Source organism: Phenylobacterium sp. (assembly GCF_046590535.1).
Taxonomy (GTDB): domain Bacteria; phylum Pseudomonadota; class Alphaproteobacteria; order Caulobacterales; family Caulobacteraceae; genus Phenylobacterium.
Genome location: NZ_JBKJTG010000008.1, coordinates 1 through 21,263, shown reverse-complemented (window position 1 = coordinate 21,263; position 21,263 = coordinate 1). Strand labels below are relative to the sequence as shown.

Sequence of the window (21,263 nt, the reverse complement as noted above, 5' to 3'; positions counted from 1 at the left end):
TCGCCCAGGGGTTTTCCTCTGCAACCAAGGGAGCCCACCAATGAAACAGCTGGCCAAGTTCACGATCACCGTGCGCGAGGAGGACTTCGCCCTCAGCCTCGTGGACGACAACGGCGAGACCACCGAGTACGCCGCGGCGCCCGAGGTGCTCGACGAGATCATTGATGCGCTGGACGAGTTGCTGTCCGAGGAGGACGACGACCTGGTGGCGCTGGAAGGCGACGGCGACAGCTACCAGAAGCCGCTGGGCTAACTAGCGGGCCAGCGCGCCGGGACGGGCGAACAGGTCCGGCCGGCCGCCGTCGGCCAGGGCCTCGGCCTCCGAGGCGAACTGGGCGTGTCGCACCATGGCGCCGTAGCGGGCGATGCCGTTGGCCAGGGTTGGCATCACCCATCCGCGCTCGGTGCCCAGCGCGGCATAGGCCGGCCGTGCCGCCGGCCACCCGAACGACTCTACGGGCGCTCCCCGCACCAGCCCCGGGTCGAGGTCCAACTCCGCCGCCAGCATCCGGGCGAAGTCGGCCCAGGTAACGGCGCCCCGGTTGGCTAGGTGCCGCAGGCCGGTTTCTCCGTCGATCAGCAGGTCGAGGGTGGCGTCCACCAAGTCCGGAACATAGGTGGGCGAGATCACCACGTCTTCGGCGGCGGCGATCGCGTGGCCGGCCGCCAAGGTGCGGATCACATTGGCCGCGAAATTGTGCGGGTCGAAGGGGGAAAAGAACGCCGCGGTTCGGATCATCAGGACGCCGCCGCGCAGGGCCAGGATCTCGGCCTCCGCCCGCGCCTTGCTGGCCCCGTAGACGCTGAGCGGCGCCGACCCGTCGCTCTCCCGATACGGCCGGTCGCTGCGGCCGTCGAACACCAGGTCGCTGGAGTAGCCGACGAAAGGCAGGCCCCGCGCATGGCAGGCCTGCGCTAGCCGGAGCGCCCCGTCCGCGTTGGCGACCATGCAGGCGTGGGCTTCGGCTTCGGCCTCATCCACCCGCACCCAGCCGGCCGCGTTGATCACCGCCCAGGGCCGCGCTGCATCGAGCACCGCGGCAATGGCCGTCGCGTCGTCCAGCGGCAGGTCGCTCCGACCGGTGAGCCGGTAGTCCAGCCCGCGCCACTCGCAGGCCCGCGCCAGGGCCTTGCCCAGGGTGCCGGTGGCGCCGGTGATCAGCAGCGGTCTCGAAGGGCCAGCCTCCGTGCGCCACTCGGCCCGCGGCTCCGGTGTGTCGACGGTGCGGAACACCGGCTGGAAGGCCATGCGGATGTCGCGCCGCCACCAGCCCGGCCCTTGCGTCGCGGGATGCGGCTCGCCGCCGCGGGCCAGCCGGGCCACCTCCGCGGCGATGCCGGTGGGTCGGGGCGGGTCGGCGCGGACGTCGAAGGCGCCTACCTCATAGTGGCCGTTGTCGCGGGTCAGCAGGCTGTTCCAGTCGAAGGTGCCCAGGAGCGCCCAAGCGGTCACCGCAGACACATCCACATGCCGTTTTCTGAGGCGGCCGGCCACCTCCCACGCCTCGCGCAGCCAACGGACCTGTTCCTCCCGGGTGCAGCCATTGTGGCTCTCCGTCACCGCCAGCGGCAGGCCGTAGCGGGCCCAGGCCTCCTCCAGCACGCCCTCCAGACCCCCCGGGGCCGGCAGGGCGACGCGCACCGCCTCCACGTCGGCGAAGGCCATGAACTCGTTTCCACCGCGCCGCTCGGGCGGATAGAGCTCCAACCGGTGGTCCAGGAAGCGGTCGCTGGTCAGGTAGTGGTTCACCCCGATCACGTCGGGGGGGCAGGGGTCGTCTGCGATGATCCGCAGGCGCTCGCCGAAGCCGAAGTGGTCCAGCCGCGCCCATAGGCGATGCTCCGGCGTCACCCGCCCGCACAGCAGGTCCCAGGTCATCCAGCGCCGGATGTTGTCGAAGTCCGACTGGTGGGCCACGGCCTTGGTGGAATAGGTCCGTCCCAGATCCTCTGTCTGGATCAGCCGCGCCTTGCTGTTGACCTCGCGGATCGCCCGCATGGCTAGCCGGGTTCCGTCGATCTGGTTGAGCAGGGCCCCCCAGAACGCTCGCTCGTCGGCCAGGTGCGGATACCAGTGTCCATAGAGCGCCGAGAACCGCGCCGTGGTCAGCGGCTCGTTGATCGGCGTCCACTCGGCGATCCAGGGATAGCGCTCGGCAGTGGCCTGGGCGTAGTTCCCGAAGGCCCGCGCGAAAGCCTTGTCGGTCAGGTCAGTGTAGGCCGGCCCGCTGCCGTGGTGCAGCAGTCCCGCGATGGGCCGCATGCCGAGCTCGCGGATGCGGTTCAGCCGCTTGTCGGTCCAGCCCCAGTCGCACTGGTCGGGGCGCCCCGGCGCCACGCGCTCCCAGAGCACGGGGTAGCGCAACGCCGTGACGCCGAGGTCGGCGAACCGCTCCAGGTCGTCGGCGCGATGCTGGTGTCCGGACCGCACAGTCTGGTCATGGAACGTGTCGCCGATCCGGTTGACGGTGCATTCGTGACCGCCCCACAGCTCTAGAGCACGCATCAGGCCCGGCTTCCCCTCTCGTCCTCAACCTAAGCGGGCCGGAGCGGGGTTCGTTCCAAAGCCAAGCTGCGCGGTCGGAACCGCAGACCGCCGTGGGAATTGTAGCGCCATGGATCGGGGACTTGAGGCCGCCGTGCTGGTGACAGGCGGAGCCGGCTATATCGGCGCTCATACCGCCAAGGCCCTGCACGAGCGCGGCCTGACGCCGGTCATCTACGACAGCCTGAGTTCCGGATACCGCGAGGCCGTACGCTGGGGCCACTTCGTGCAGGGCGACATCCGCGACGGCCGGGCGCTGGCGGACACCATCCAGGCTCACGGCGTCACCGCCGCCATCCACTTCGCCGGCCTGATCGAGGTGGGTCGCTCCGTCGCCCGCCCGGACCTCTTCTGGGAGCACAATGTCGCCGGGACGGTGACCCTGTTGAGCGCCCTGAGTGAGCATGGCGTGGGCAGGCTGGTGTTCTCCTCCAGCGCGGCGGTCTACGGCCAGGGCGGGCGCGGACCGCTGGAGACCATCCCAGAGGACGCCGTCAAGGCGCCGGCCAGCCCCTATGGCGACACTAAGCTGGCCTGCGAGCGGATGATCGAGGCCCAGTGCGCCGCCTATGGCCTCACCGCCGTGGCGCTGCGCTACTTCAACGCCGCGGGCGCCGACCCCTCCGGGCTTATTGGCGAAGCCCACGAGCCGGAGACCCACCTGATCCCGCTAGCCATCGCTGCGGCGCTGGGGGAGGGGCCGCCGCTCACCGTGTTCGGGACCGATTTCGACACGCCCGACGGCTCCTGCCTTCGCGACTACATCCACGTAAACGACCTGGCCGCGGCTCACGTGGCAGCGCTCGAGGCCGATCTGCCGCAAGGCGCATTTGAAGCCGTCAACGTCGGTACGGGTTACGGCGCCTCGGTGCTGCAGGTGGTCGGGGCGGTGGGACGCGCCGTCGGCCGCCCGGTCCCCTATACGATTGGCGCCCGCCGGACCGGCGATCCTGCCAGCCTGGTGGCTGACGTCGCCCGCGCCGGGAGCCTGCTTGACTGGACGCCCAAGTCCTCCTCGCTGGACCGGATCGTCGCGGACGCGCTTCGTTGGGAGCGCTGTCCGTGCTATGGCTCCGGCCGGCGTAGCGCGGGCAAGCAGCACGGCGCCGAGGCGGCCGTCTAGTCAGTCGGGATGCCGATGTGTGCTAAAGAGCGTGCAACGCAAGCGCGCTACATCTTCCCATTACTACATACTTGAGAAAATCCTGAGCAAAGAGGGGGGAACCTTTGCTGCTACCGGGCGTTCCTGCGTCGGGCTCCGTGTCGTTTCATCAGAAAGAGGATTGCGCCTTGAACACTCAGTGGTTCCAGAGCGACGCGCGTCCTGCGTCTCTGCCTGCGAATGCAGGACCACGTTTCCGTGGTCGCCAGACCCTGATCTGTTTCTCGCATCTGCGCTGGGACTTCGTGTTCCAGCGTCCGCAGCATCTCATGACCCGGTTCGCCAAGGACCGGTCGGTGATCTACTGGGAGGAGCCGGTGGGCGCCCCCGAAGGGTCGCCGGCCCGCCTCGAAAGTCGTGTGTGTCCGGACAGCGGCGTGATCCGGGTGACCCCGGTCCTGGCCGACGGCTTGGACGCGGATCAGCGCGACGACGCCCTTCGCAGCCTGCTCGACGAGATGCTCAGCGCCAACCAGGGCGACCTGATCCGCTGGTACTACACGCCGATGATGCTGAGCTTCACGCGGCACCTGGAGGCGGTCTGCACCGTCTATGACTGCATGGACGAGCTGGCCAATTTCAAGTTCGCTCCGGCGGAACTGACCATCCTGGAGCGTGAGCTGATGGCTGCCGCAGATGTGGTGTTCACCGGCGGCTACAGCCTGTGGGAGGCCAAGCGCGACCGCCACACCAACATCCACCCCTTCCCCTCCAGCGTCGACCGCAACCACTTCGCCAAGGCCCGCGTGCTGCGCGAGGAGCCGGCCGACCAGGCCGCCCTGGCGTGGCCGCGCCTGGGCTTCTACGGCGTGGTCGACGAGCGCATGGACCTGGAGCTCATCGCAGCGCTCGCCGCCGCCCGGCCGGACTGGAGCATCGTCATCGTCGGTCCGGTGGTGAAGATCGACCCCGCGACCCTGCCGCAGGCGCCCAACCTCCACTACCTGGGCGGCAAGACCTACGGCGAGTTGCCCGGCTACCTGGGTGGCTGGGACGTGGCCCTGATGCCATTCGCCATCAACGAGTCCACCCGCTTCATCAGCCCCACCAAGACCCCGGAATACCTGGCAGGCGGGCGGCCGGTGGTTTCCACCCCGATCGTCGACGTGGTGCGCCACTACGGCGAACTGGAAGGGGTCAAGATCGCCTCCACCCCAGAGGAATTCATCGCCGCCTGCGACCAGGCCATGGGGCTCTCTCGCCTCAAGGGCGATTGGCTTAAGGCCGTCGACACGGCGCTGTCGGCGCTGTCCTGGGACGAGACCTTCGCCCGGATGAACCTGGAGGTCTCCCGCGCCCTGGCTGGACACGACCGGGCGGTGAGTGAAATCCTGGCGGAGGCCGGTGTGGTCGCCGCGCCCGCGATCCGGCCGGCGTCGCGCAACAAGCCGTTCGACTACATGATCGTCGGTGCGGGCTATGCCGGCTCGGTGCTGGCCGAGCGCCTCACCAGCCAGCTCGGCAAGCGGGTTCTGCTGATCGACAAGCGTCCGCACGTCGGCGGCAACGCCTATGACGAGAAGGACGCCGCCGGCGTCCTGATGCACCGCTACGGCCCGCACATTTTCCACACCAACTCGGAGGAGGTGTCGGGCTACCTGTCGCAGTTCACCAAGTGGCGGCCCTACGAGCATCGTGTGCTGGCCTCGGTGAAGGGGGGCCTGCTGGTCCCCATGCCGATCAATCGGACCACGCTGAATCTGATGTATGGCGTGAACCTGCAGACCGACGCCGACGCCGAAGCCTTCCTGCAGAGCCGCGCCGAGCCGGTGGAGAAGATTCGCACCTCCGAGGACGTGGTCATCTCCAAGGTGGGCCGCGAGCTTTATGAGACCTTCTTCCGCGGCTACACCCGCAAGCAGTGGGGCGTGGACCCGTCGGAATTGGACAAGTCAGTAACCGCGCGGGTGCCCACCCGCACCAACGACGACGACCGCTATTTCACCGACAAGTTCCAGGCCATGCCCGCCGATGGCTACACGGCCATGTTCCAGAACATGCTGGACCAGCCGGGCCTGACCCTCGAACTCGGCGTCGAATTCGAGGACGCGCGGCAGGACACGGTCTACGATCGGCTGATCTTCACTGGCCCGATCGACGAATACTTCGACCACCGCTACGGCAAGCTGCCCTACCGCAGCCTGGCCTTCCGCCACGAGACCCTGGATCGCGAGTGGTTCCAGCCGGTGGGGACGGTGAACCATCCCGACGAGGCCACCCCCTACACGCGGATCAGCGAGTACAAGCACCTTACCGGCCAGTCGTCGCCGAAGACCTCGATCACCTACGAGTATCCGCGCGCCGACGGCGACCCCTACTATCCCGTGCCCAGGCCCGAGAACCAGGCGCTCTACAAGCGCTACGAGGCCCTGGCGCTGGGCACTCAGGGCGTCCACTTCGTGGGCCGGCTTGCCACCTACCGCTACTACAACATGGACCAGGTCGTGGGGCAGGCGCTGGCTACCTTCCGGCGGATCGCCGAGCGGGACAGCCGCGCGGTGATCGCGGCGCAGACTGCGGCGCGCGCGATCGCGGCGAACTAGGGACCGGCGGCCATCGCTTGCATTCGCCGCCGCTATGCTCAAGGCTTGCGGCAAGCTGAAGGGCTGCCCTGGTGAGTCAACACCCCGACCGCGCCAAGCAATTGGCTCAGAACCTGGTTGAACTCCTCTCCACCTATGAGGAGGAGCTGATGGCGCTTGAACGTGACACCCCGGTCCTGGGTCAGCTTCGCAGGGCCGTTGGCATGGCGATCGCCGAGGCCTGCTATGTGATCTCGGACCCGTCGCAGTCTACCGAGGCCTGGGCCCCGCCCGCCGATGGCGCGACGCGCCGCCCCGGCTGATCCACCCTTCCCGCTGTACCGGAGACCTCATGGCCCGCAAACCCCATGCGCTAGCCGATCCTATCGATCTCGCCGTCGGCGCGCGCATCCGGCTGCTGCGCAAAGTCCGCGGGCTGTCCCAGCAGGCGCTGGCGGAATCTGCCGGCGTCACCTTCCAGCAGATTCAGAAGTATGAGCGCGGCGCCAACCGGGTGAGCGCCTCCATGCTGGCCCGCATCGCCACCACCCTGAAGGCGCCGGTGGCGGAGATGTTCGGCGATGTCTCCCCGGCCAGCGGCGCCATCGACGAGGTCGCCGGCCTGTTGGCCGAGCCTGGCGCGTTGGAATTGCTGCGCGCCTACGCCGCCTTGCCCAGGGGCGCCGCACGCGCCTCCCTCGTCGAGTTCGTCCGCAGCCTCGGCGGCGACCGCGGCTGATCTGTTCTCGCCGGAGTTGCCCATGACCCGACTTGCAGGCGCTCGCGCGCTGTTGTTGGCGCTCGCCGCCCTCGCCGCCGCCACGCCGGCGCTGGCCGCGCCCCGGGACCCCGCGGAGGGGCGGATGGTGCAGACCGTCCGCGACGAGCACGAGCGCCACGTCAAGCTGCTGGAGGACCTGGTGAAGGTGAACTCCGGCACCTTGAACCTCGCGGGCGTCGAGCGGGTGGGCCGGCTGATGCGGGCGGAACTGGAGCCGCTGGGCTTCACCGTGCGCTGGGTCCCCATGGGCGCCACAAAGCGCGCTGGGCACCTGATCGCCGAGCACCGCGGATACGGACGCGGCAAGCGGATGCTGCTGATTGGTCACCTGGATACGGTTTTCGAGCCCGACAGCCCGTTCCAGGGCTGGACCCGGCGCGGCGACACCGTCGAGGGGCCAGGCGTCGGCGACATGAAGGGCGGCTTGGTAGTCATGGTCGCCGCGCTTCGGGCCATGCAGGCCGCCGGAACGCTGCAGGCCGCCGACATCACCGTGGTGCTCACCGGCGATGAGGAGAAGCCGGGCAGCCCGCTGGCCCTTGCCCGCGCAGACCTGATCGCCGCCGGCAAGGTGGCCGACCTGGCGCTGGACTTCGAAGGCCTGGCGCAGAGCGGCGGGAAGGACATCGGGTCCATCGCGCGGCGCTCCGCAAACTCCTGGACCATCACCGCCACCGCACGCTCCGGCCACTCCTCGGGCGTCTGTACCGAGAGCTCGGGCTGCGGGGCGGTCTATGAGCTGACCCGGATTCTCGACGAGTTCCGCCGCGAGCTTCCGGAGCCCAACCTGACCTACAACGTGGGCCTGATCGTGGGGGGGGCCAGTGGCGCGGTGAACGGCGAGGGCAGTGAAGGCTCGGCCACCGGAAAGGCCAATGTCATCGCCGCCCAGGCCATCGCGGTGGGAGACATCCGCACACTCTCTAACGCGCAGGAGGACCGCGTACGCACCAGGATGCGCGCCATCGTCGGGCGACACCTGCCACGGACCGAGGCGAAGATCATCTTTGACGACACCGGCTATCCGGCGATGGCGCCGACAGACGGCAATCGGGCGCTCCTGGCGGCCTTGAACGAGGTCAACCGCACCCTGGACCTGCCGGAAATGGCGACTGGAGATCCCGCCGGCCGCGGAGCCGGCGACATCGCCTTCGTGTCCAGCATCGACGGCCTGGTGGGCCTGGGGCTGCCTGGGCGCGGTTCCCATGCGCCCGGCGAGACGGCCGACCTCGGCAAGTTGGACGTCCAGGCCCAGCGCGCCGCGCTGCTGATGACCCGTCTGTCGAACACGCCCCGACCCCGGCGCTAGAGCATCTTGCGAAAAGTGTGACGCGGTTTTCGGACGACAGGCTCTAGGCCACGGCCCCCAGCACCGCCAGGGCGCGGTCCTTGATCGCCTTGTAGTCGACCTTGCCGTTGGGAGCGCGGCCGATGCTGTCGACCAATACCAGCTCCCGCGGCGCCTTGTAGGCGGCCAGCCCCGCGCGGACGTGCTCCGAGAGCTCGGCGAGCGACGGCTGCTGGCCGGCTTCGGCCTCCACCACTGCGCAGATGCGCTCGCCGAACCGGGCGTCCGGCACGCCCACCACCACGGCGTCGCGTACGGCCACATGGGTCTTCAGGGCCTCCTCGACTTCTTCGGGAAACACCTTCTCGCCGCCGGTGTTGATGCACACCGAGCCTCGGCCCAGCAGCTTCAGGGTGGCGTCCTCGTTCACCTCCGCCCAGTCGCCGGGCACGCTCCAGCGCACGCCCTCCATGACCTTGAAGGTCTTGTCGGTCTTCTCGGCGTCCTTGTAGTAGCCCAGCGGCAGGGCCCCGGTCACCGCCACCAGGCCGCGCTCGCCCGACCCCGGCGTCACCCGGCGGCCATCCTCGGTGAACACCGCGCAGTTGGGGCCGATCATGAAGGCCGCCGTCTGCGCCTCCGCCCCCGGCGTGGAGGCTGAGACGCCCAGGCCAACCGCCTCCGACGAGCCGAAAGCGTCGTAGATCACCGCGTTGGTCGCGTGCGCCAGCAGGCCGCGCTTGTTCTCCTGGCTCCACATGGAGCCGGACGAACTCATCAGCCGCACCGACGACAGGTCCCACCGGCCCGGGTTGGCCTCCAGCGCCTCCAGCATCGGCGTGGAGAAGGCCAGGCCGACGATGACGATGGTGTCGGCTCCCAGGCGCTCGGCCTCGTTCCACAGCTCGATGGGATTGAACTTCCGGGAGGGCAGGGTGGCCACGGTCCCGCCCAGGGCCAGCACGATGAACGAGGAGAACTGGCCGGTGCCGTGCATCTGCGGGCAAGCCACCAGGGAGGTCGGGCGGGTGTGGGTCGGCGCCTCCAGCCGAGCGGCGGCCTCTTCGACCCCCGCGATCGGCGCGATCCCCATCACCGCGTGGCCGCCGGCCCCCGTGACGTTGAAGATATCGTCCTGGCGCCACATGACGCCCTTGGGCATGCCGGTGGTGCCGCCGGTGTAGAGCAGTATGAGGTCGTCCGGCGAGCGGCCCCAGGGCGCCGTCACCGGCCGTTCGGTGGGCGGGCGCGCGACGATCGTCGCGTAGTCGTCGGCCCAGTCCGGCGTAGCGTGACCCGCTTCTGCCACCGCGATCCAGGCCTTCACCTTGGAGAGCCGGCCGCGGATCGGCTCCAGGGTCTGCGCGAAGCCCGCGTGGAACACCACCGCCTGGGCGTCGGCGTTGTCGAACAGGTAGTAGAGCTCTTCGGCGCCGTATCGGTAGTTGGTGTTCACCGGTGCGAAGCCCGCCTTGAACGCTGCGAAGTAGGTCTCCAGGTACTCCGGGCCGTTGTAGAGGAAGGCCGCCACCTTCGCTTGGTGGTCGAGGCCCTGGGCGATCAGGTGGGCGGCCAGGGCGTCGGCGTGGGCGTCGAAGGCTCCCCAGCTGACCACCCGGTCGCCCTGGATATGCGCCGGTCGGTCCGGTTGGGCCCCGGCGATGGCTTCCCAGACGTCGGCGATGGTCCACGCGGTCACAGCCAGTTCCCTCCCGGTCTCCAGGCGCAAGTTGGGGGGTCGGACGGCGTCTAAGTCAACGCGCACCTCACAGGGGCAGGGCAGTGGTGAACTTGATCTGCTCCATGGCGAAGGACGAGCTGACGTCGGAGAGCGGGGCGGCGGCGATCAGCCGCTTGTAGAAAGCGTCATAGGCGGCGATGTCGCGGACCACCACCTTCAGGAGGTAGTCGGTCTCCCCGGACAGCCGATAGAACTCCACCACCTCCGGCAGGGCCGAGGCGCCCTTGGCGAACTCACCCAGCCAGGCTTCGTCGTGGCGGCTAGTGCGGACGGAGACGAAGACCACCAGAGAGAGGTCCAGCCGCTCGCGGTCGAGGATCGCCACCCGCCGCTCGATCACCCCCTGTTCGGTCAGCCGCTTGACCCGCTTCCAGCAAGGCGTCTGCGTCAGGCCCACCCGTTCGGCGAGTTCGGCGATCGGAAGGGTCGCGTCGGCCTGCAGCTCGCGCAGGATGCGCCGGTCGGCGGCGTCGAGAACAAAATCCATCACTCGGCCCCTCAAAGTAGAATTTGTTTCTACGCAGACCAGCAATAACGCGCCAGTTCGATAATGATCTGGTCACCAAACCGCGGCAGTGTTCACCCCTGTCCGGAGCGAGGATCGCCGCCATGTTCGCCAAATTCACCGACCATCCGCACGCGGTCGGCGAGACCTACGCCGACCATGCGGTCACCGCCTCGAACTTTGGCCTGGAGCTGATCGCCGCCGGACTGGCCTGCCTGGTCCACGCGGCCCTGCCCTGGACCTTCGAGACCACCGCCAGCCGGCGGGTGCGACGCCTGCATGCGCAGATGGAAGGCCGACGGATGCCTGCGCGCCAGACGGCCGGCGGTGACGACGTGCTCGACTTCGCCATCTAGAGGCCCGCGGCCGGGCCCACCGCCTCTACATTGCCGCCAGGCTCGCGCGCGGGTCGCGGCGTGCCCGTATCGACCGGAATGGTTGAGCTTGCCCGACTCGGGCACATGAAATTATATGCGTCATATAACGAGGCTGCCGCATGCGATACGCCGAAACCCACAAGTCGGAGACCCGGCGCCGGTTGGTGCGCGCCGCCGCCGGCGCCGTGCGCGCCCGGGGCCCGGAGGGGGTCAGCGTGGCGCAGATCATGGCCGAGTTGGATCTGACCCACGGCGGCTTCTACGCCCACTTCCCCAACAAGCAGGCCCTGGTGGTCGCCGCCATCGCGGAGGCCTTCGACCAAGGCCACCGGCGCTTCGGGCGGCTCACCGAGAGCATGGACCGCGAGACCGCGCTGGCGGCCTTCATCGACGCCTATGTGTCCACCGCCCACCGCGACAGCCCTGAGCGCGGCTGCCCCATCGCCATCCTGGCCGGCGACCTGCCCCGGCAGGGCTCGGCGGTTCGCAAAGCCTTCGATGCTGGCGTGGCGGCGATGCTCGCGCGCATCGCTGGCTGGCTGCCGCCTGGAGACGACGCCGCACGCCACAGCCTGGCCAATTCGCTGATGGCCGAGATGGCCGGCGCCGTGGCCCTGTCGCGGGCGCTCTCCGACACCGATGTGGCGGCGCGCCTGCTGGACGACTGCCGGGGGCGGATCAAGGCCCGCGCGGGCCTCTCGGAGGGCGCCTCATCCAGCGAGAATGGGTGAAAATGCGCCCCGCGACGCCTTGGCGCGCTTGAGGAGGTGGCGCCGGGCGCACTCCGCGTTAGGATACCTCAAGCGACTCACCCCCTGAATGCTTGGGGCGGCGCGGAAAATTATAGCTGGGGGACCCCATGGCGACGACCGGAACCAAGATGAACGCCCTGCAAAAGCCGCTCACACCGTCGGCCGAACTGGCCGCTGTGGTGGGCCCGGGGCAGCTGTCCCGCGGCGAAGTGGTCTCGAAAATCTGGGACTACATCAAGAAGAACAACCTGCAGAACCCCGAGAACAAGCGTGAGATCGTGGCCGACGCCAAGCTGAAGCCCGTCTTCCACGGCAAGGACCGGGTCAGCATGTTCGAGATGAACAAGCATCTGGCGCAGCACTTGAAGTAGGGCGCCCGGACCGGCGCGGGCGCCAGCCCGCGGCGGTCCAGCACACGATCCGCAAGAACCCCGCAGGCTCGCGCCTCGCGGGGTTTTTTGTCTCACTCCGGCCGGGACGATTCCGCTGGTACCTGAACGACGATAAGTTAAGAGTCGCCCGCGACTTCGTGGAAGGCCGGCTGATGGCGAACGAACACTTCGACGTGCTGATCGTGGGGGCGGGCCTCTCGGGCGTCGGCGCCGGCTACCACCTGCAGACTCGGTCCCCGGACCGCAGCTATGCGATCCTCGAGGGCCGCGAGGCCATCGGCGGCACCTGGGACCTGTTCCGCTATCCCGGCATCCGCTCCGACAGCGACATGTACACCCTGGGCTATGCCTTCAAGCCCTGGACTGAGGCCAAGGCGATCGCCGACGGTCCCTCGATCCTGCGCTACGTCCGCGAGACCGCCCGCGACCACGGGATCGACTGCCACATCCGCTTCGGCCACCAGGTGACCCGCGCGGCCTGGTCGACCGCGGACGCCGTCTGGACAGTGGAGGCGACCCACGCAGGAAAGCCGGTGCGGCTCACCTGCAACTTCCTGTTCCTGTGCGGCGGCTACTACAGCTACGAGGGCGGCTACACCCCAGAATTCCCGGGCGCCGAACGGTTCAGGGGCGTCACCGTCCATCCGCAGAAGTGGCCGGAAGACCTCGACTACGCCGGCAAGCGCGTGGTTGTGATCGGCTCGGGCGCCACCGCTGTGACCCTGGTGCCGGAAATGGCCAAGCACGCCGCCCACGTCACCATGCTGCAGCGCTCGCCCACCTACGTCGTCTCGCGCCCGGCGGAGGATAAGGCCGCCAACTGGCTGCGCGCCCGCCTGCCGGCCAAGCTGGCCTATGACATCGTGCGCTGGCGCAACGTGCTGTTCGGCATGTATTTCTTCCGCATGGCCCGGCGAAAGCCCGCTCAGGTGAAGGCCGGTATCATCAAGATGGTGCAGGACGCCCTGGGCCCCGACTACGACGTGGCCACCCACTTCACGCCCACCTACAACCCCTGGGACCAGCGGCTCTGCCTGGTCCCCGACGCTGACTTGTTCGAGGCGCTGAACGCCAAGACCGCTTCGGTGGTTACCGACCACATCGAGACCTTCACCGAGACCGGCGTGAAGCTGAAGTCCGGCGCCGAGTTGCCCGCCGATATCATCGTCACGGCCACCGGCCTGAATCTGCAGGTGATGAACGGGCTGGAACTGACCGTCGATGGCCGCCGCATCGATCCGGGCCGGACGCTCAGCTACAAGGGCATGATGTACGAGGGCGTGCCGAACCTGGCCTCGGCCTTCGGCTACACCAACGCATCGTGGACCCTGAAGTGCGACCTGACCTGCGCCTACGTCTGCCGCGTCCTGAACCACATGCAGGCCACCGGGAACCGCCAGGCCACGCCGCACAACGCAGACCCCACCATCGGGCAAGCCCCCTGGCTCGATTTCTCCTCCGGCTACGTCACCCGCGCCATGGACAAGTTCCCTAAGCAGGGGACCCGCGCGCCCTGGAAGCTGAACCAGAACTACGCCCTGGACCTGATGAGCCTGAAGTATGCTGCGATCGAGGACGGCGTGCTGGCCTTCTCCAATCCCGCCGGTCAGACGAAGGCGCGGATCGCCAAGGCCGCGTGAGGCCTTGCCAAGGCCCGGACGGGCGGCCTTGGATGACGCCGGCAAGCAGAAGGCGGCGAGGATGGGCAAAGACCTGGGCGTGCGCGCCCGGCGCAGGCTGACCGGAGGCCAGCGGCTGGTGATCGCGGTCGCCGCGGTCGTGGCCCTGGCGGTCCCCAGCGTCACCGTGTTGCTCAGCCTGCAGAAGAACCGCCGCGAGGCGGTGGCCCTGGCGCAGGCCACCCTGATCAACGGCCCGCCGTGCCCGGCCATGACCGCGCAGGCGTTCGCCGCCCGGGGCCTCAAGGTGAAGAACCCGCTCAGCTACGACGGCGCGGTAATGTGGCGGGCATCGGGCCACGTGAGCTGCAGCCCGATAGCCTACGACGGGGGCCGCGGCCTCGACACCTATCCGGTGTGCCAGTTCACCAGCCCGGGCGCCTTGAAGGTAACCACCGCCAAGGGCGACTTCTACTTCGTGCCCGGGATCGGCAGGCCGGCGACCGTATCGACCCCGCGCGCCGTCGCCCGCTGCGTCCTGGCCTCGAACTTCACCCTCGACTAGCCGCCGTAGCCCCGTCCGCCGCCGCCGCCGAAGCCGCCGCGGGAGATCACCGAACTGCGGCTCTGGGCGCGCGCGGGCGCCTCGTATCTGTCGGACCGGCCGGTGACATAGTCGCGCCCGCCGCGGCCGCCCGAGCCGTAGTAACCGCCGTCGCGGTTGTCGAAGCGGTTCCCGTAGTAGCCACGGCCGCCGAAATTGTTCAGCGCCTGGCCCACCAGGAACCCGGTCAAGAGCGGGGTGAAGAAGCTGCCGCCGCCCTGGTTGCGCGGCACGCACTGGTCGACGCCGTAGCGCTCCTCGCAGCTCTGCTGGTCGCTGAACTTCGGCGCCTGGGCCTCGGCTTCCGCCAGGGCGGTGGCACACTGGTCGTCGGGCGCCTCGTTGGCCGCCCGGCAGGCGTCCAGGCTGGCGTAGCTGCGGCCCTCGGGCTTCTGGGTGGCGACCGCGGCGGGCGGGTTCAGCCAGGTGGAGCTGGCCGCACCCAAGGGCGTAGCGTCGCAGGCCGCCAGCGTCAGGCCGCCAGAGGCCATGATGCTGGTCAGGACAACCGACTTTGAGCGCTTCATCGCAAAATCCTCGAAGGCTTACAGGCTCAGGCGGTCATGCAGGCGGCGTTGAGAATGCCGACAGCGATGGAGATGCTCAGCAGGTATAGGGCGGGAGCGATCTCGCCGCGTTCCACCCTCTCGGCCAGGTCCTTCATCACGGTCATCCGGATCGCCGTGAAGCTGACGATCTGGATAACGCCGGCCAGCGTCGCCCAGGCGCAGAATTCCAGCAGGGTCGAGGTGTTCGCCAGCGCCGAGGCCAGGGGCAGGACATAGCCCACCAGGGCGCCGCCCAGCACGATGGCGGCGGCGGCGTTGCCCTGCCGGATCAGCGCGCTTTCCTTGTAGGGGGTGATCGCCTGGTAGATCAGCTTGAAGGCGATGGTGAAGACGCCTGCGACCAGGAAGGCCACGAGAAAGGCCAGGGCGTTGGCGAGAAAATCGTCCGGCAGGTACATGGCGGCTCCCCGAGTGCAGCTGGACCCAGTTCTAAACCCGGAACTCGCCAACCTCCAGCGGAACTCCCAGCATCAGCTCATGGCTGACCGGTTCGCCGTCGGCCTCCTGGGTGAGCGCCAGCAGCAGTTCGCGGCCTTCGCCGGCGCCAAGCTCGCGTTGGTAGAGCATGCAGGTCTGGAAGATCTTGCGGTCCGCCTGGCCGTCGCGGTCGTCGTGCAGGTCCTCCCAGAAGGTCACCGGCGCCTGCTCGCCAGCGTCGGCGCCGAACCACAGGCGCTGGAAGGTGGGCAGCCCCGGCGCGTCGAAGGTCCCCGCCGATAGCCTGCGGATCCACGCTTCGCGGTCCGAGCGGGTGGACGGATAGGCGCTCTCCCACGGCATGAACAGGGTGATGTCGGTGAGGTCCGCGCCCTCCCGGTCGTTGGTGACGATCTGCAGCATCACATGGTCGTCGGTGTAGAACCGATGCACGAAGTCACCGGCGTCCAGCGCCACCATCCCCTGCGCCACGATCTGCAGGGTGTCGCGGTCCAGCGGGAAGTGGGTCTCGGTCCCGAAGCGGCGCCACGCCAGGGTGTCGACCATCACCGTGCGCCCGATGGTGACGTTGCGCACCACAGGCAGGGCCGGCGGGCCGAGGGCGGCGGACTTGCGGCCAAACAGGCGATCGAACATGGAAGTATCCCGGCATACGGCGAGGTCACCCTCCTACATAGACGTGTCCGACCTGGGCGCCAAAGTGGCGGCGATCTAGCTGGCGCGGAGTGCGGGCGATACCATATGAAGAGCTGCAACGCCCTGGAGCCCGCGCATGACCGAATCGACGCCCTGGACCGCCGAAAGCCTGAAGGCCGCCCTGGAGGCCTCGCCCCTGCTCACCGCTGGCGAACTGACCACGCGGATCATGGACGGCGCCGAGCCGGTGATGGTGGTGGTGATGCGCGACTTTGGCGACCTGGAGATCTTCGTCAGCGCCGGCGACCAGCAGATCGCCGCCTCTGTCCTGCTCTGGCCGGTGGACGAGCAGGAGGACCGCCACGCCTTCAACGAGTTCCTGCTGAAGGCCCAGAAGATCGTGCCGCTGTCCAACTTTGGCATCAGCACGGTGGGTGAGCGCGACTACTACGAGCTGTTCGGAGAGCTCGCCACCACCTCGTCCCTCGACACCATCGTCATCGAGCTTAGAACCCTGGCGCAGAACGCCATCGAGGCCGCGTCCGACCTGCGCACCTCCTTCTCCGCCGCCGCCTGAACCCAAATCCAGACCTGAAGGATCCTCCCATGAGCCTCTGGAGCAAGCTGTTCACCCTGGGCCGCGCGGGCGCCCACGACGCCGGCGCCGCGGTGGTGGACCGCAACGCTATCCGCATCCTCGACCAGGAATTGCGCGACGCCGACATCGCCCAGGGCAAGGCCCGCGACGACCTGGCAGGCCTGGTGGCCCGCCGCCGGGTGCTCGAGAACGACGTCAAGAGCTTCCGCGACCAGGTGGCCAAGTACGAGACCAGCGCCCGGGCCGCCGTCGGCAAGGGAGACATGGACCTGGCCCGCCAAGTGGCCCAGCGCATCGCCGACCTGGAAGGCGACGTGAGCCTGAAGGACCCGCAGATCGCCGACATGCGGGCCGCGGAGGAGAACATCCACCAGGCGGTCGCCGCCACCGACCGGCGCATCGAGACCCTGCGCCGCGAAGTCGAGGTGGTGAAGGTCAACGAAAGCGTCCAGCGCGCCCAGACCGCCGTAGCCGCCAGCGGCTCCGGCGCGGGGGCGGCCCTGGGCTCCGCCGCCGACAGCCTGGCTCGCATCAAGGAACGCCAGGCGATCCGCGGCGAGCGCATCCGCGCGGCCGGCGAACTTGAGGACCGTCGCACCGGCGCCGACCTGGACGAGAAGCTGCGCATCGCGGGCATCATGCCGGGCCACGGCACGGCCGACGATGTTCTGGCCCGCCTGACGGCCCCGAAGATCACCCCCGCCCTGGCGGCGCCCGGCGAGCCGTTGCAGATCGAGCAGGCGGCGCCGACCCCCAGCGAGCGGGAACTGCGCAATCTGGACGACTAGGTGCGCCGCCTCAACCTGACGCCCCGCGCCGACTGGCAGGCCAAGGCCGAACAGGTCGGCTTCGTCTGGCACAGCGCCGGCGCGACCTATTGGGACGAATCCGCCGCCTACGTCTTCTCCTTGGCTGAGATCGAGGACGACCTGGAGCCCGCCGCCGCCGAGCTGCACCAGATGTGCCTGGCCTTGGTGGACGATGCGGTGGGCGACGAGGCGCTGATGAGCCGCCTGGCCATCCCGGGCGAGAACTGGGACTTCGTCGCCGAGTCCTGGCGCAGGCGGGAACCCTCGCTCTACGGCCGGTTCGACTTCGCCTATGGGGCCGGCGGCAAGCCCAGGCTCTACGAGTACAACGCCGACACGCCCACCAGCGCCTTCGAGGCGGCGACCTTTCAGTGGCTGTGGCTGGAGGACATGTTGGCGTCCGGCGCCCTGCCGCCGGGCACGGATCAGTTCAACACCCTGTTCGACGACCTGCGCGACCGCTTCGCCCAGATCTTCCCTGACGGCGGCTTCATGCAGTTCGCCAGCGACGCGGAGGCCGTAGAAGATCGCCAGACCGTGCGGTTCTTCGAGGACCTGGCGTCCCAGGCCGGGCTGGAGACGGCCTTCGTCGCCATGCGCGACATCGGCCTGAACGCCGAGGGCCAGTTCGTCGACGGCGACGGCTTCGTGCTGAAGGCAGCCTTCAAGCTCTATCCGTGGGAAGACATGCTGCGCGAACGCTACGCCCCCAACCTGCGGGGCGCGGCCGTGCGCTGGCTGGAGCCGCCCTGGAAGGCGGTGCTGTCCAACAAGGCGATCCTGCCGCTGCTGTGGAAACGGCACGAAGGCCATCCCAACCTGCTGCCGGCCTTCTTCGAGGACGATCCCGCCGCAGCCTCCCTGGGCGGGCGCTATGTGCGAAAGCCGCTGTTCTCTCGAGAGGGCGCCAATATCGAGGTGCACGGCGCTGGCCTGTCCGAACCGGTGGTGGACGAGGGCTACGGCGCCGAGGGCTGGATTCGCCAAGCCTATGAGCCGCCGCCGCAGTTCGACGGCCGCTATCCCGTGGTCGGCGCCTGGATTGTGGGCGACAAGCCCGCCGGCATCGGCGTGCGCGAAGACGCCAGCCCGGTGACCAAGAACAACGCCCGCTTCATCCCGCACATCATCTCGACGGAATAGCCGCGTGTCCGACCCCCACGTACCCGACGACGGCTGGAAGCACTCAGGCGTCCGCGTCGTGCCGGGAGACCAGCTTGACGGCGCCACGCCGCAAACCCCTGGCATGCTGCGGGCGACCGCCATCGACCGCGCCCGCATGGGCGCTGAAAAACTCTGGGCGGGCACGGTCCACATCCACCCCAACGCCAAGACCGGCGCTCACCATCATGGCCCCCTGGAAAGCGTCATCTACGTGGTGAGCGGTCGCGCCCGCCTGCGCTGGGGCGAAAAGCTGGAGTTCGTGGCCGAGGCTGGACCCGGCGACTTCATCTACGTCCCGCCCTTCGTGCCGCATCAGGAGATCAACGCCTCGACGCATGAGGCGCTCAGTTGCGTCCTTGTTCGCAGCGACAGCGACGCTGTGGTGGTGAACCTCGACATTGAACCGGCCGAACCGCCCGAAGGCGTCGCCTGGATCGATCCCACCCACAAAGCCTGACGGACCGCACCTAGGCTGCGCGTTGTTCAGGTCGCGTTCGGTGGTGGGTGCAGTAGGATTCGAACCTACGACCCGCTGATTAAGAGTCAGCGCGCGCAGCTTGGCACTTTGTTGGCACCCATGCACGAAACCGGCTTTTCGACCGGGTAATGCGAGTCCTGTCAGCTCCACCGCTCAGCGCACGCCCGCGGAGACAAGTTTCGGGATGACTCATCGCTGGTGGTGTCAGTCAAACGGCAACTCGTCTCCAGGTGGGCGCAGGTTCCCCAACCCCGACCTGGCCTCAGCCCATGACCGCGCGCCACTCGGCCAGGGCGGCTGAGCGCCGTTCGCGGTAGAGGTCTCGGCTGATGAGGTGGCGTTCCTGATTGAAGATCCCATGGGGCTGGATCGCGATCCGCTCGTCAGGGTGGACTCGCAGATCGTCCAACCTGGAGAGAGCCATGTCTTTGATCGCTTCCGCTGCTCAGCAGCCAGCCGCCGTGCATACCGATCTCGGCGCCATATTCGTCTCCCTGGAGCTCAGCCAATCGACCTGGCTGGTAACTTCGCTGTCGCCCGGCGGTGGAGCAAAGATGTCGAAGCACCAACTGCCCAGTGGTGACGTGCCGGGCCTACTCGAGCGGTTCGGTCAATTGCAAGCAAAGGCGCTCACCCGCACCGGCAAGTCATTCCGGATCATCGCCATTCATGAGGCAGGCCTGGACGGGTTTTGGATTCACCGCAGGCTGCAGCAGGAGGGGATAGAAAGCCACGTTGTCGATCCTGCCTCGATAGCAACGTCCCGTCGGCGCCGACGCGCCAAGACGGATAGCATCGACGGGGAGGCTCTGGTCCGAGCCCTGCTGGCCTACCAGCGTGGGGAGCCCCGTGTATGTGCAATGGTGAAGGCGCCAACGCCAGAGGAGGAGGATCGTCGCCAGATCTGTCGTGAGCGCAGGTCACTCACGGCCGAACGTGTCCAACACGTCAACCGGATCAAAGGCCTTCTCTTTGCTCAGGGCGTGATGGGCTACGAGCCGGTCCGCCGTGACCGCCGCCACCAACTCGAGGCGATAAGCACCGGCGATGGGCGAGGACTTCCAATGCACCTGAAACAGCGGATCAGTCGCGAGCTCGATCGGCTCGAACTCATTCTTGATCACCTCAAGGCCGTGGAGGGGCAGCGCGATGCCCTGCTGTCCTCTCAAGCATCAGCTCCCCAGGCGCCGCCTGTCATTCTACAGCGCCTGCGGGGCATCGGCCCCGAGTTTGCAGCCGTCCTCTGGTCGGAGGGTCTCTTCCGGCATTTTGACAACCGAAGACAACTGGCCGCCTACGCCGGGTTGGCCCCAACGCCATGGCAGAGCGGCGCGGTGTCGCGCGAGCAGGGAGTCACCAAGTCCGGAAATGCCCGCCTGCGAACGACGATGATCCAACTCAGTTGGCTTTGGCTTCGGCATCAGCCCCGTTCGGCTCTGACGCTGTGGTTCCAGGACCGAGCCAGGGCCATCGGAGGACGAAACCGCCGCGTGATGATCGTGGCGTTGGCGCGCAAGCTGCTCGTTGCGCTGTGGCAGTTTGTAACGACGGGCGTGGTCCTGGAGGGCGCAGTCTTGACCGCCGCTTAGGATTAAACCCCCGGTATTTCCAATCCGCGGAATCCGATCAATTCCGCTGGATCCAGGCGGGGCGGACCGAACAACCATATGGCTGAGATGCCGAATTGAAGAATGGTCCCGTCCCCCTGAGCCTCTGCCGCCGAAAGCGGGAAATTGGTGCGGCCGGCCCGACCGGCGACCGGATGTGAGTTTGAACGGCCTGGCGAACAGGTCGCGTCATGAATGCAGGCTCAGACCAGGATCCTGAACGAAGGAGGCAAGCTATGCTCGACCTTAATTGACCCCCGCCTTGACCTCGAAATCCCCATGTGAGTGGTTGTGGACCGTGCCGTGCACGGTGGCGAATTTCTGAAGCGTTTTCATTCTGCGAAATCGCTCCATGGCGCGCTCTCGTCGACGGAACGGTTGGTGTGAGTTTTCCGCCCTGTTGTTGCGCCATCGGCCCACCTCCTGGCGCTTGCCGTTGCCGATGTCTTTCATGGCGGCGCCGTAGGATCTGAGACCGTCGGTGACGATCCTCTGCGGCTGGCCGTGGCGCTTCATGGCCCGCTTGATGAAGGCCAGCGCGGCCGCCTTGTCGCGGGTCTTTGTCACGTAGGATTCCAGCACTTCGCCCTCGTGATCCACGGCGCGCCAGAGGTAGTGCATCTGGCCGTTGATCTTCACGTAGACCTCGTCGAGATGCCATCGCCAATGGGTGAAG

General features: G+C 68.1%; 24 protein-coding genes. 16 read left to right on the top strand and 8 right to left on the bottom strand.

Annotated elements, in window-relative coordinates:
• Positions 1 to 40: 40 nt before the first annotated feature.
• Positions 41 to 253, top strand: a complete 213-nt coding sequence (locus tag ACLL81_RS00425; protein ID WP_411286375.1) for a hypothetical protein — start codon at positions 41 to 43, stop codon at positions 251 to 253.
• Here ACLL81_RS00425 and ACLL81_RS00420 read toward each other — a convergent pair whose 3' ends face one another.
• Entirely contained in the window at positions 254 to 2,506 is a 2,253-nt protein-coding gene (locus ACLL81_RS00420; protein ID WP_411286374.1) for a family 1 glycosylhydrolase, read from the bottom strand.
• 109 nt (positions 2,507 to 2,615) lie between these two features.
• On the opposite strand from ACLL81_RS00420, the gene galE reads away from it, so the two are divergent.
• The 5 genes from galE to ACLL81_RS00395 all read left to right on the top strand — a co-directional run bounded on the left by galE (position 2,616) and on the right by ACLL81_RS00395 (position 8,319).
• Complete coding sequence (gene galE / locus ACLL81_RS00415; RefSeq protein ID WP_411286373.1) at positions 2,616 to 3,668, top strand: UDP-glucose 4-epimerase GalE; 1,053 nt, start codon at positions 2,616 to 2,618, stop codon at positions 3,666 to 3,668.
• 308 nt (positions 3,669 to 3,976) lie between these two features.
• Positions 3,977 to 6,250: a UDP-galactopyranose mutase gene (gene glf / locus ACLL81_RS00410; RefSeq protein ID WP_411286372.1), complete on the top strand. Its 2,274-nt coding sequence runs from the start codon at positions 3,977 to 3,979 to the stop codon at positions 6,248 to 6,250.
• Between the two features lie 71 nt (positions 6,251 to 6,321).
• Positions 6,322 to 6,552: a hypothetical protein gene (locus ACLL81_RS00405; protein WP_411286371.1), complete on the top strand. Its 231-nt coding sequence runs from the start codon at positions 6,322 to 6,324 to the stop codon at positions 6,550 to 6,552.
• Positions 6,553 to 6,581: 29 nt separating this feature from the next.
• On the top strand, positions 6,582 to 6,968 hold the full coding sequence (locus tag ACLL81_RS00400; protein ID WP_411286370.1) for a helix-turn-helix domain-containing protein: 387 nt from the start codon (positions 6,582 to 6,584) through the stop codon (positions 6,966 to 6,968).
• A gap of 22 nt (positions 6,969 to 6,990) precedes the next feature.
• Positions 6,991 to 8,319 carry a M20/M25/M40 family metallo-hydrolase gene (locus ACLL81_RS00395; protein WP_411286369.1) on the top strand — a complete coding sequence of 443 codons (1,329 nt, stop codon included), beginning with the start codon at positions 6,991 to 6,993 and terminating at the stop codon, positions 8,317 to 8,319.
• 43 nt (positions 8,320 to 8,362) lie between these two features.
• Here the strand turns inward: ACLL81_RS00395 and ACLL81_RS00390 are convergent, their stop codons facing one another.
• Together ACLL81_RS00390 and ACLL81_RS00385 are read right to left on the bottom strand one after the other, a co-directional pair.
• A complete protein-coding gene (locus tag ACLL81_RS00390) occupies positions 8,363 to 9,997 on the bottom strand; it encodes an AMP-binding protein (RefSeq protein WP_411286368.1) in 1,635 nt (544 codons plus the stop codon).
• A 67-nt stretch (positions 9,998 to 10,064) separates the two neighbouring features.
• The gene (locus tag ACLL81_RS00385) at positions 10,065 to 10,526 is read right to left on the bottom strand and encodes an Lrp/AsnC family transcriptional regulator (protein ID WP_411286367.1); all 462 of its coding nucleotides are present in this window, start codon (positions 10,524 to 10,526) and stop codon (positions 10,065 to 10,067) included.
• A 122-nt stretch (positions 10,527 to 10,648) separates the two neighbouring features.
• Here ACLL81_RS00385 and ACLL81_RS00380 point away from each other — a divergent pair, with 122 nt between their 5' ends.
• The 5 genes from ACLL81_RS00380 (at position 10,649) to ACLL81_RS00360 (ending at position 14,249) form a co-directional block, all read left to right on the top strand.
• Entirely contained in the window at positions 10,649 to 10,900 is a 252-nt protein-coding gene (locus ACLL81_RS00380; protein WP_411286366.1) for a DUF6356 family protein, read from the top strand.
• 140 nt (positions 10,901 to 11,040) lie between these two features.
• Positions 11,041 to 11,652, top strand: coding sequence for a TetR/AcrR family transcriptional regulator (locus ACLL81_RS00375; RefSeq protein ID WP_411286365.1), 612 nt, complete (start codon positions 11,041 to 11,043; stop codon positions 11,650 to 11,652).
• A gap of 128 nt (positions 11,653 to 11,780) precedes the next feature.
• The gene (locus tag ACLL81_RS00370; RefSeq protein WP_411286364.1) at positions 11,781 to 12,044 is read left to right on the top strand and encodes an SWIB/MDM2 domain-containing protein; all 264 of its coding nucleotides are present in this window, start codon (positions 11,781 to 11,783) and stop codon (positions 12,042 to 12,044) included.
• Between the two features lie 173 nt (positions 12,045 to 12,217).
• Positions 12,218 to 13,705, top strand: coding sequence for a flavin-containing monooxygenase (locus ACLL81_RS00365; protein WP_411286363.1), 1,488 nt, complete (start codon positions 12,218 to 12,220; stop codon positions 13,703 to 13,705).
• Positions 13,706 to 13,766: 61 nt separating this feature from the next.
• Complete coding sequence (locus tag ACLL81_RS00360) at positions 13,767 to 14,249, top strand: hypothetical protein (RefSeq protein WP_411286362.1); 483 nt, start codon at positions 13,767 to 13,769, stop codon at positions 14,247 to 14,249.
• Here the strand turns inward: ACLL81_RS00360 and ACLL81_RS00355 are convergent.
• The 3 genes from ACLL81_RS00355 to ACLL81_RS00345 are packed head-to-tail and all read right to left on the bottom strand — an operon-like array spanning position 14,246 to position 15,931.
• Positions 14,246 to 14,815 (bottom strand): DUF1190 domain-containing protein, encoded by a 570-nt coding sequence (locus ACLL81_RS00355; RefSeq protein ID WP_411286361.1) that lies wholly within the window; start codon positions 14,813 to 14,815, stop codon positions 14,246 to 14,248. The genes ACLL81_RS00360 and ACLL81_RS00355 overlap by 4 nt on opposite strands.
• 26 nt (positions 14,816 to 14,841) lie before the next feature.
• A complete protein-coding gene (locus ACLL81_RS00350; RefSeq protein ID WP_411286360.1) occupies positions 14,842 to 15,255 on the bottom strand; it encodes a DUF350 domain-containing protein in 414 nt (137 codons plus the stop codon).
• 31 nt (positions 15,256 to 15,286) lie between these two features.
• On the bottom strand, positions 15,287 to 15,931 hold the full coding sequence (locus ACLL81_RS00345; protein ID WP_411286359.1) for a DUF2491 family protein: 645 nt from the start codon (positions 15,929 to 15,931) through the stop codon (positions 15,287 to 15,289).
• A gap of 136 nt (positions 15,932 to 16,067) precedes the next feature.
• Between ACLL81_RS00345 and ACLL81_RS00340 the strand changes: the two genes are divergently transcribed.
• The 4 genes from ACLL81_RS00340 to ACLL81_RS00325 are packed head-to-tail and all read left to right on the top strand — an operon-like array spanning position 16,068 to position 18,959.
• Positions 16,068 to 16,508, top strand: coding sequence for a YjfI family protein (locus ACLL81_RS00340; RefSeq protein ID WP_411286358.1), 441 nt, complete (start codon positions 16,068 to 16,070; stop codon positions 16,506 to 16,508).
• A gap of 29 nt (positions 16,509 to 16,537) precedes the next feature.
• Positions 16,538 to 17,317 carry a PspA/IM30 family protein gene (locus ACLL81_RS00335; RefSeq protein ID WP_411286357.1) on the top strand — a complete coding sequence of 260 codons (780 nt, stop codon included), beginning with the start codon at positions 16,538 to 16,540 and terminating at the stop codon, positions 17,315 to 17,317.
• Entirely contained in the window at positions 17,318 to 18,481 is a 1,164-nt protein-coding gene (locus tag ACLL81_RS00330; protein WP_411286356.1) for a glutathionylspermidine synthase family protein, read from the top strand. It begins immediately after the preceding gene.
• Between the two features lie 4 nt (positions 18,482 to 18,485).
• On the top strand, positions 18,486 to 18,959 hold the full coding sequence (locus ACLL81_RS00325) for a cupin domain-containing protein (RefSeq protein WP_411286355.1): 474 nt from the start codon (positions 18,486 to 18,488) through the stop codon (positions 18,957 to 18,959).
• Between the two features lie 283 nt (positions 18,960 to 19,242).
• On the opposite strand, the gene ACLL81_RS00320 is transcribed toward ACLL81_RS00325, so the two are convergent.
• The gene (locus ACLL81_RS00320) at positions 19,243 to 19,404 is read right to left on the bottom strand and encodes a hypothetical protein (RefSeq protein ID WP_411286354.1); all 162 of its coding nucleotides are present in this window, start codon (positions 19,402 to 19,404) and stop codon (positions 19,243 to 19,245) included.
• Here ACLL81_RS00320 and ACLL81_RS00315 point away from each other — a divergent pair.
• Positions 19,403 to 20,569, top strand: coding sequence for an IS110 family transposase (locus tag ACLL81_RS00315; RefSeq protein ID WP_411286353.1), 1,167 nt, complete (start codon positions 19,403 to 19,405; stop codon positions 20,567 to 20,569). The two genes, ACLL81_RS00320 and ACLL81_RS00315, sit on opposite strands and share 2 nt — an antisense overlap.
• A gap of 264 nt (positions 20,570 to 20,833) precedes the next feature.
• On the opposite strand, the gene ACLL81_RS00310 is transcribed toward ACLL81_RS00315, so the two are convergent.
• Positions 20,834 to 21,263: IS6 family transposase (locus ACLL81_RS00310; protein WP_411286352.1), on the bottom strand; the 430-nt coding region annotated here is incomplete at its 5' end.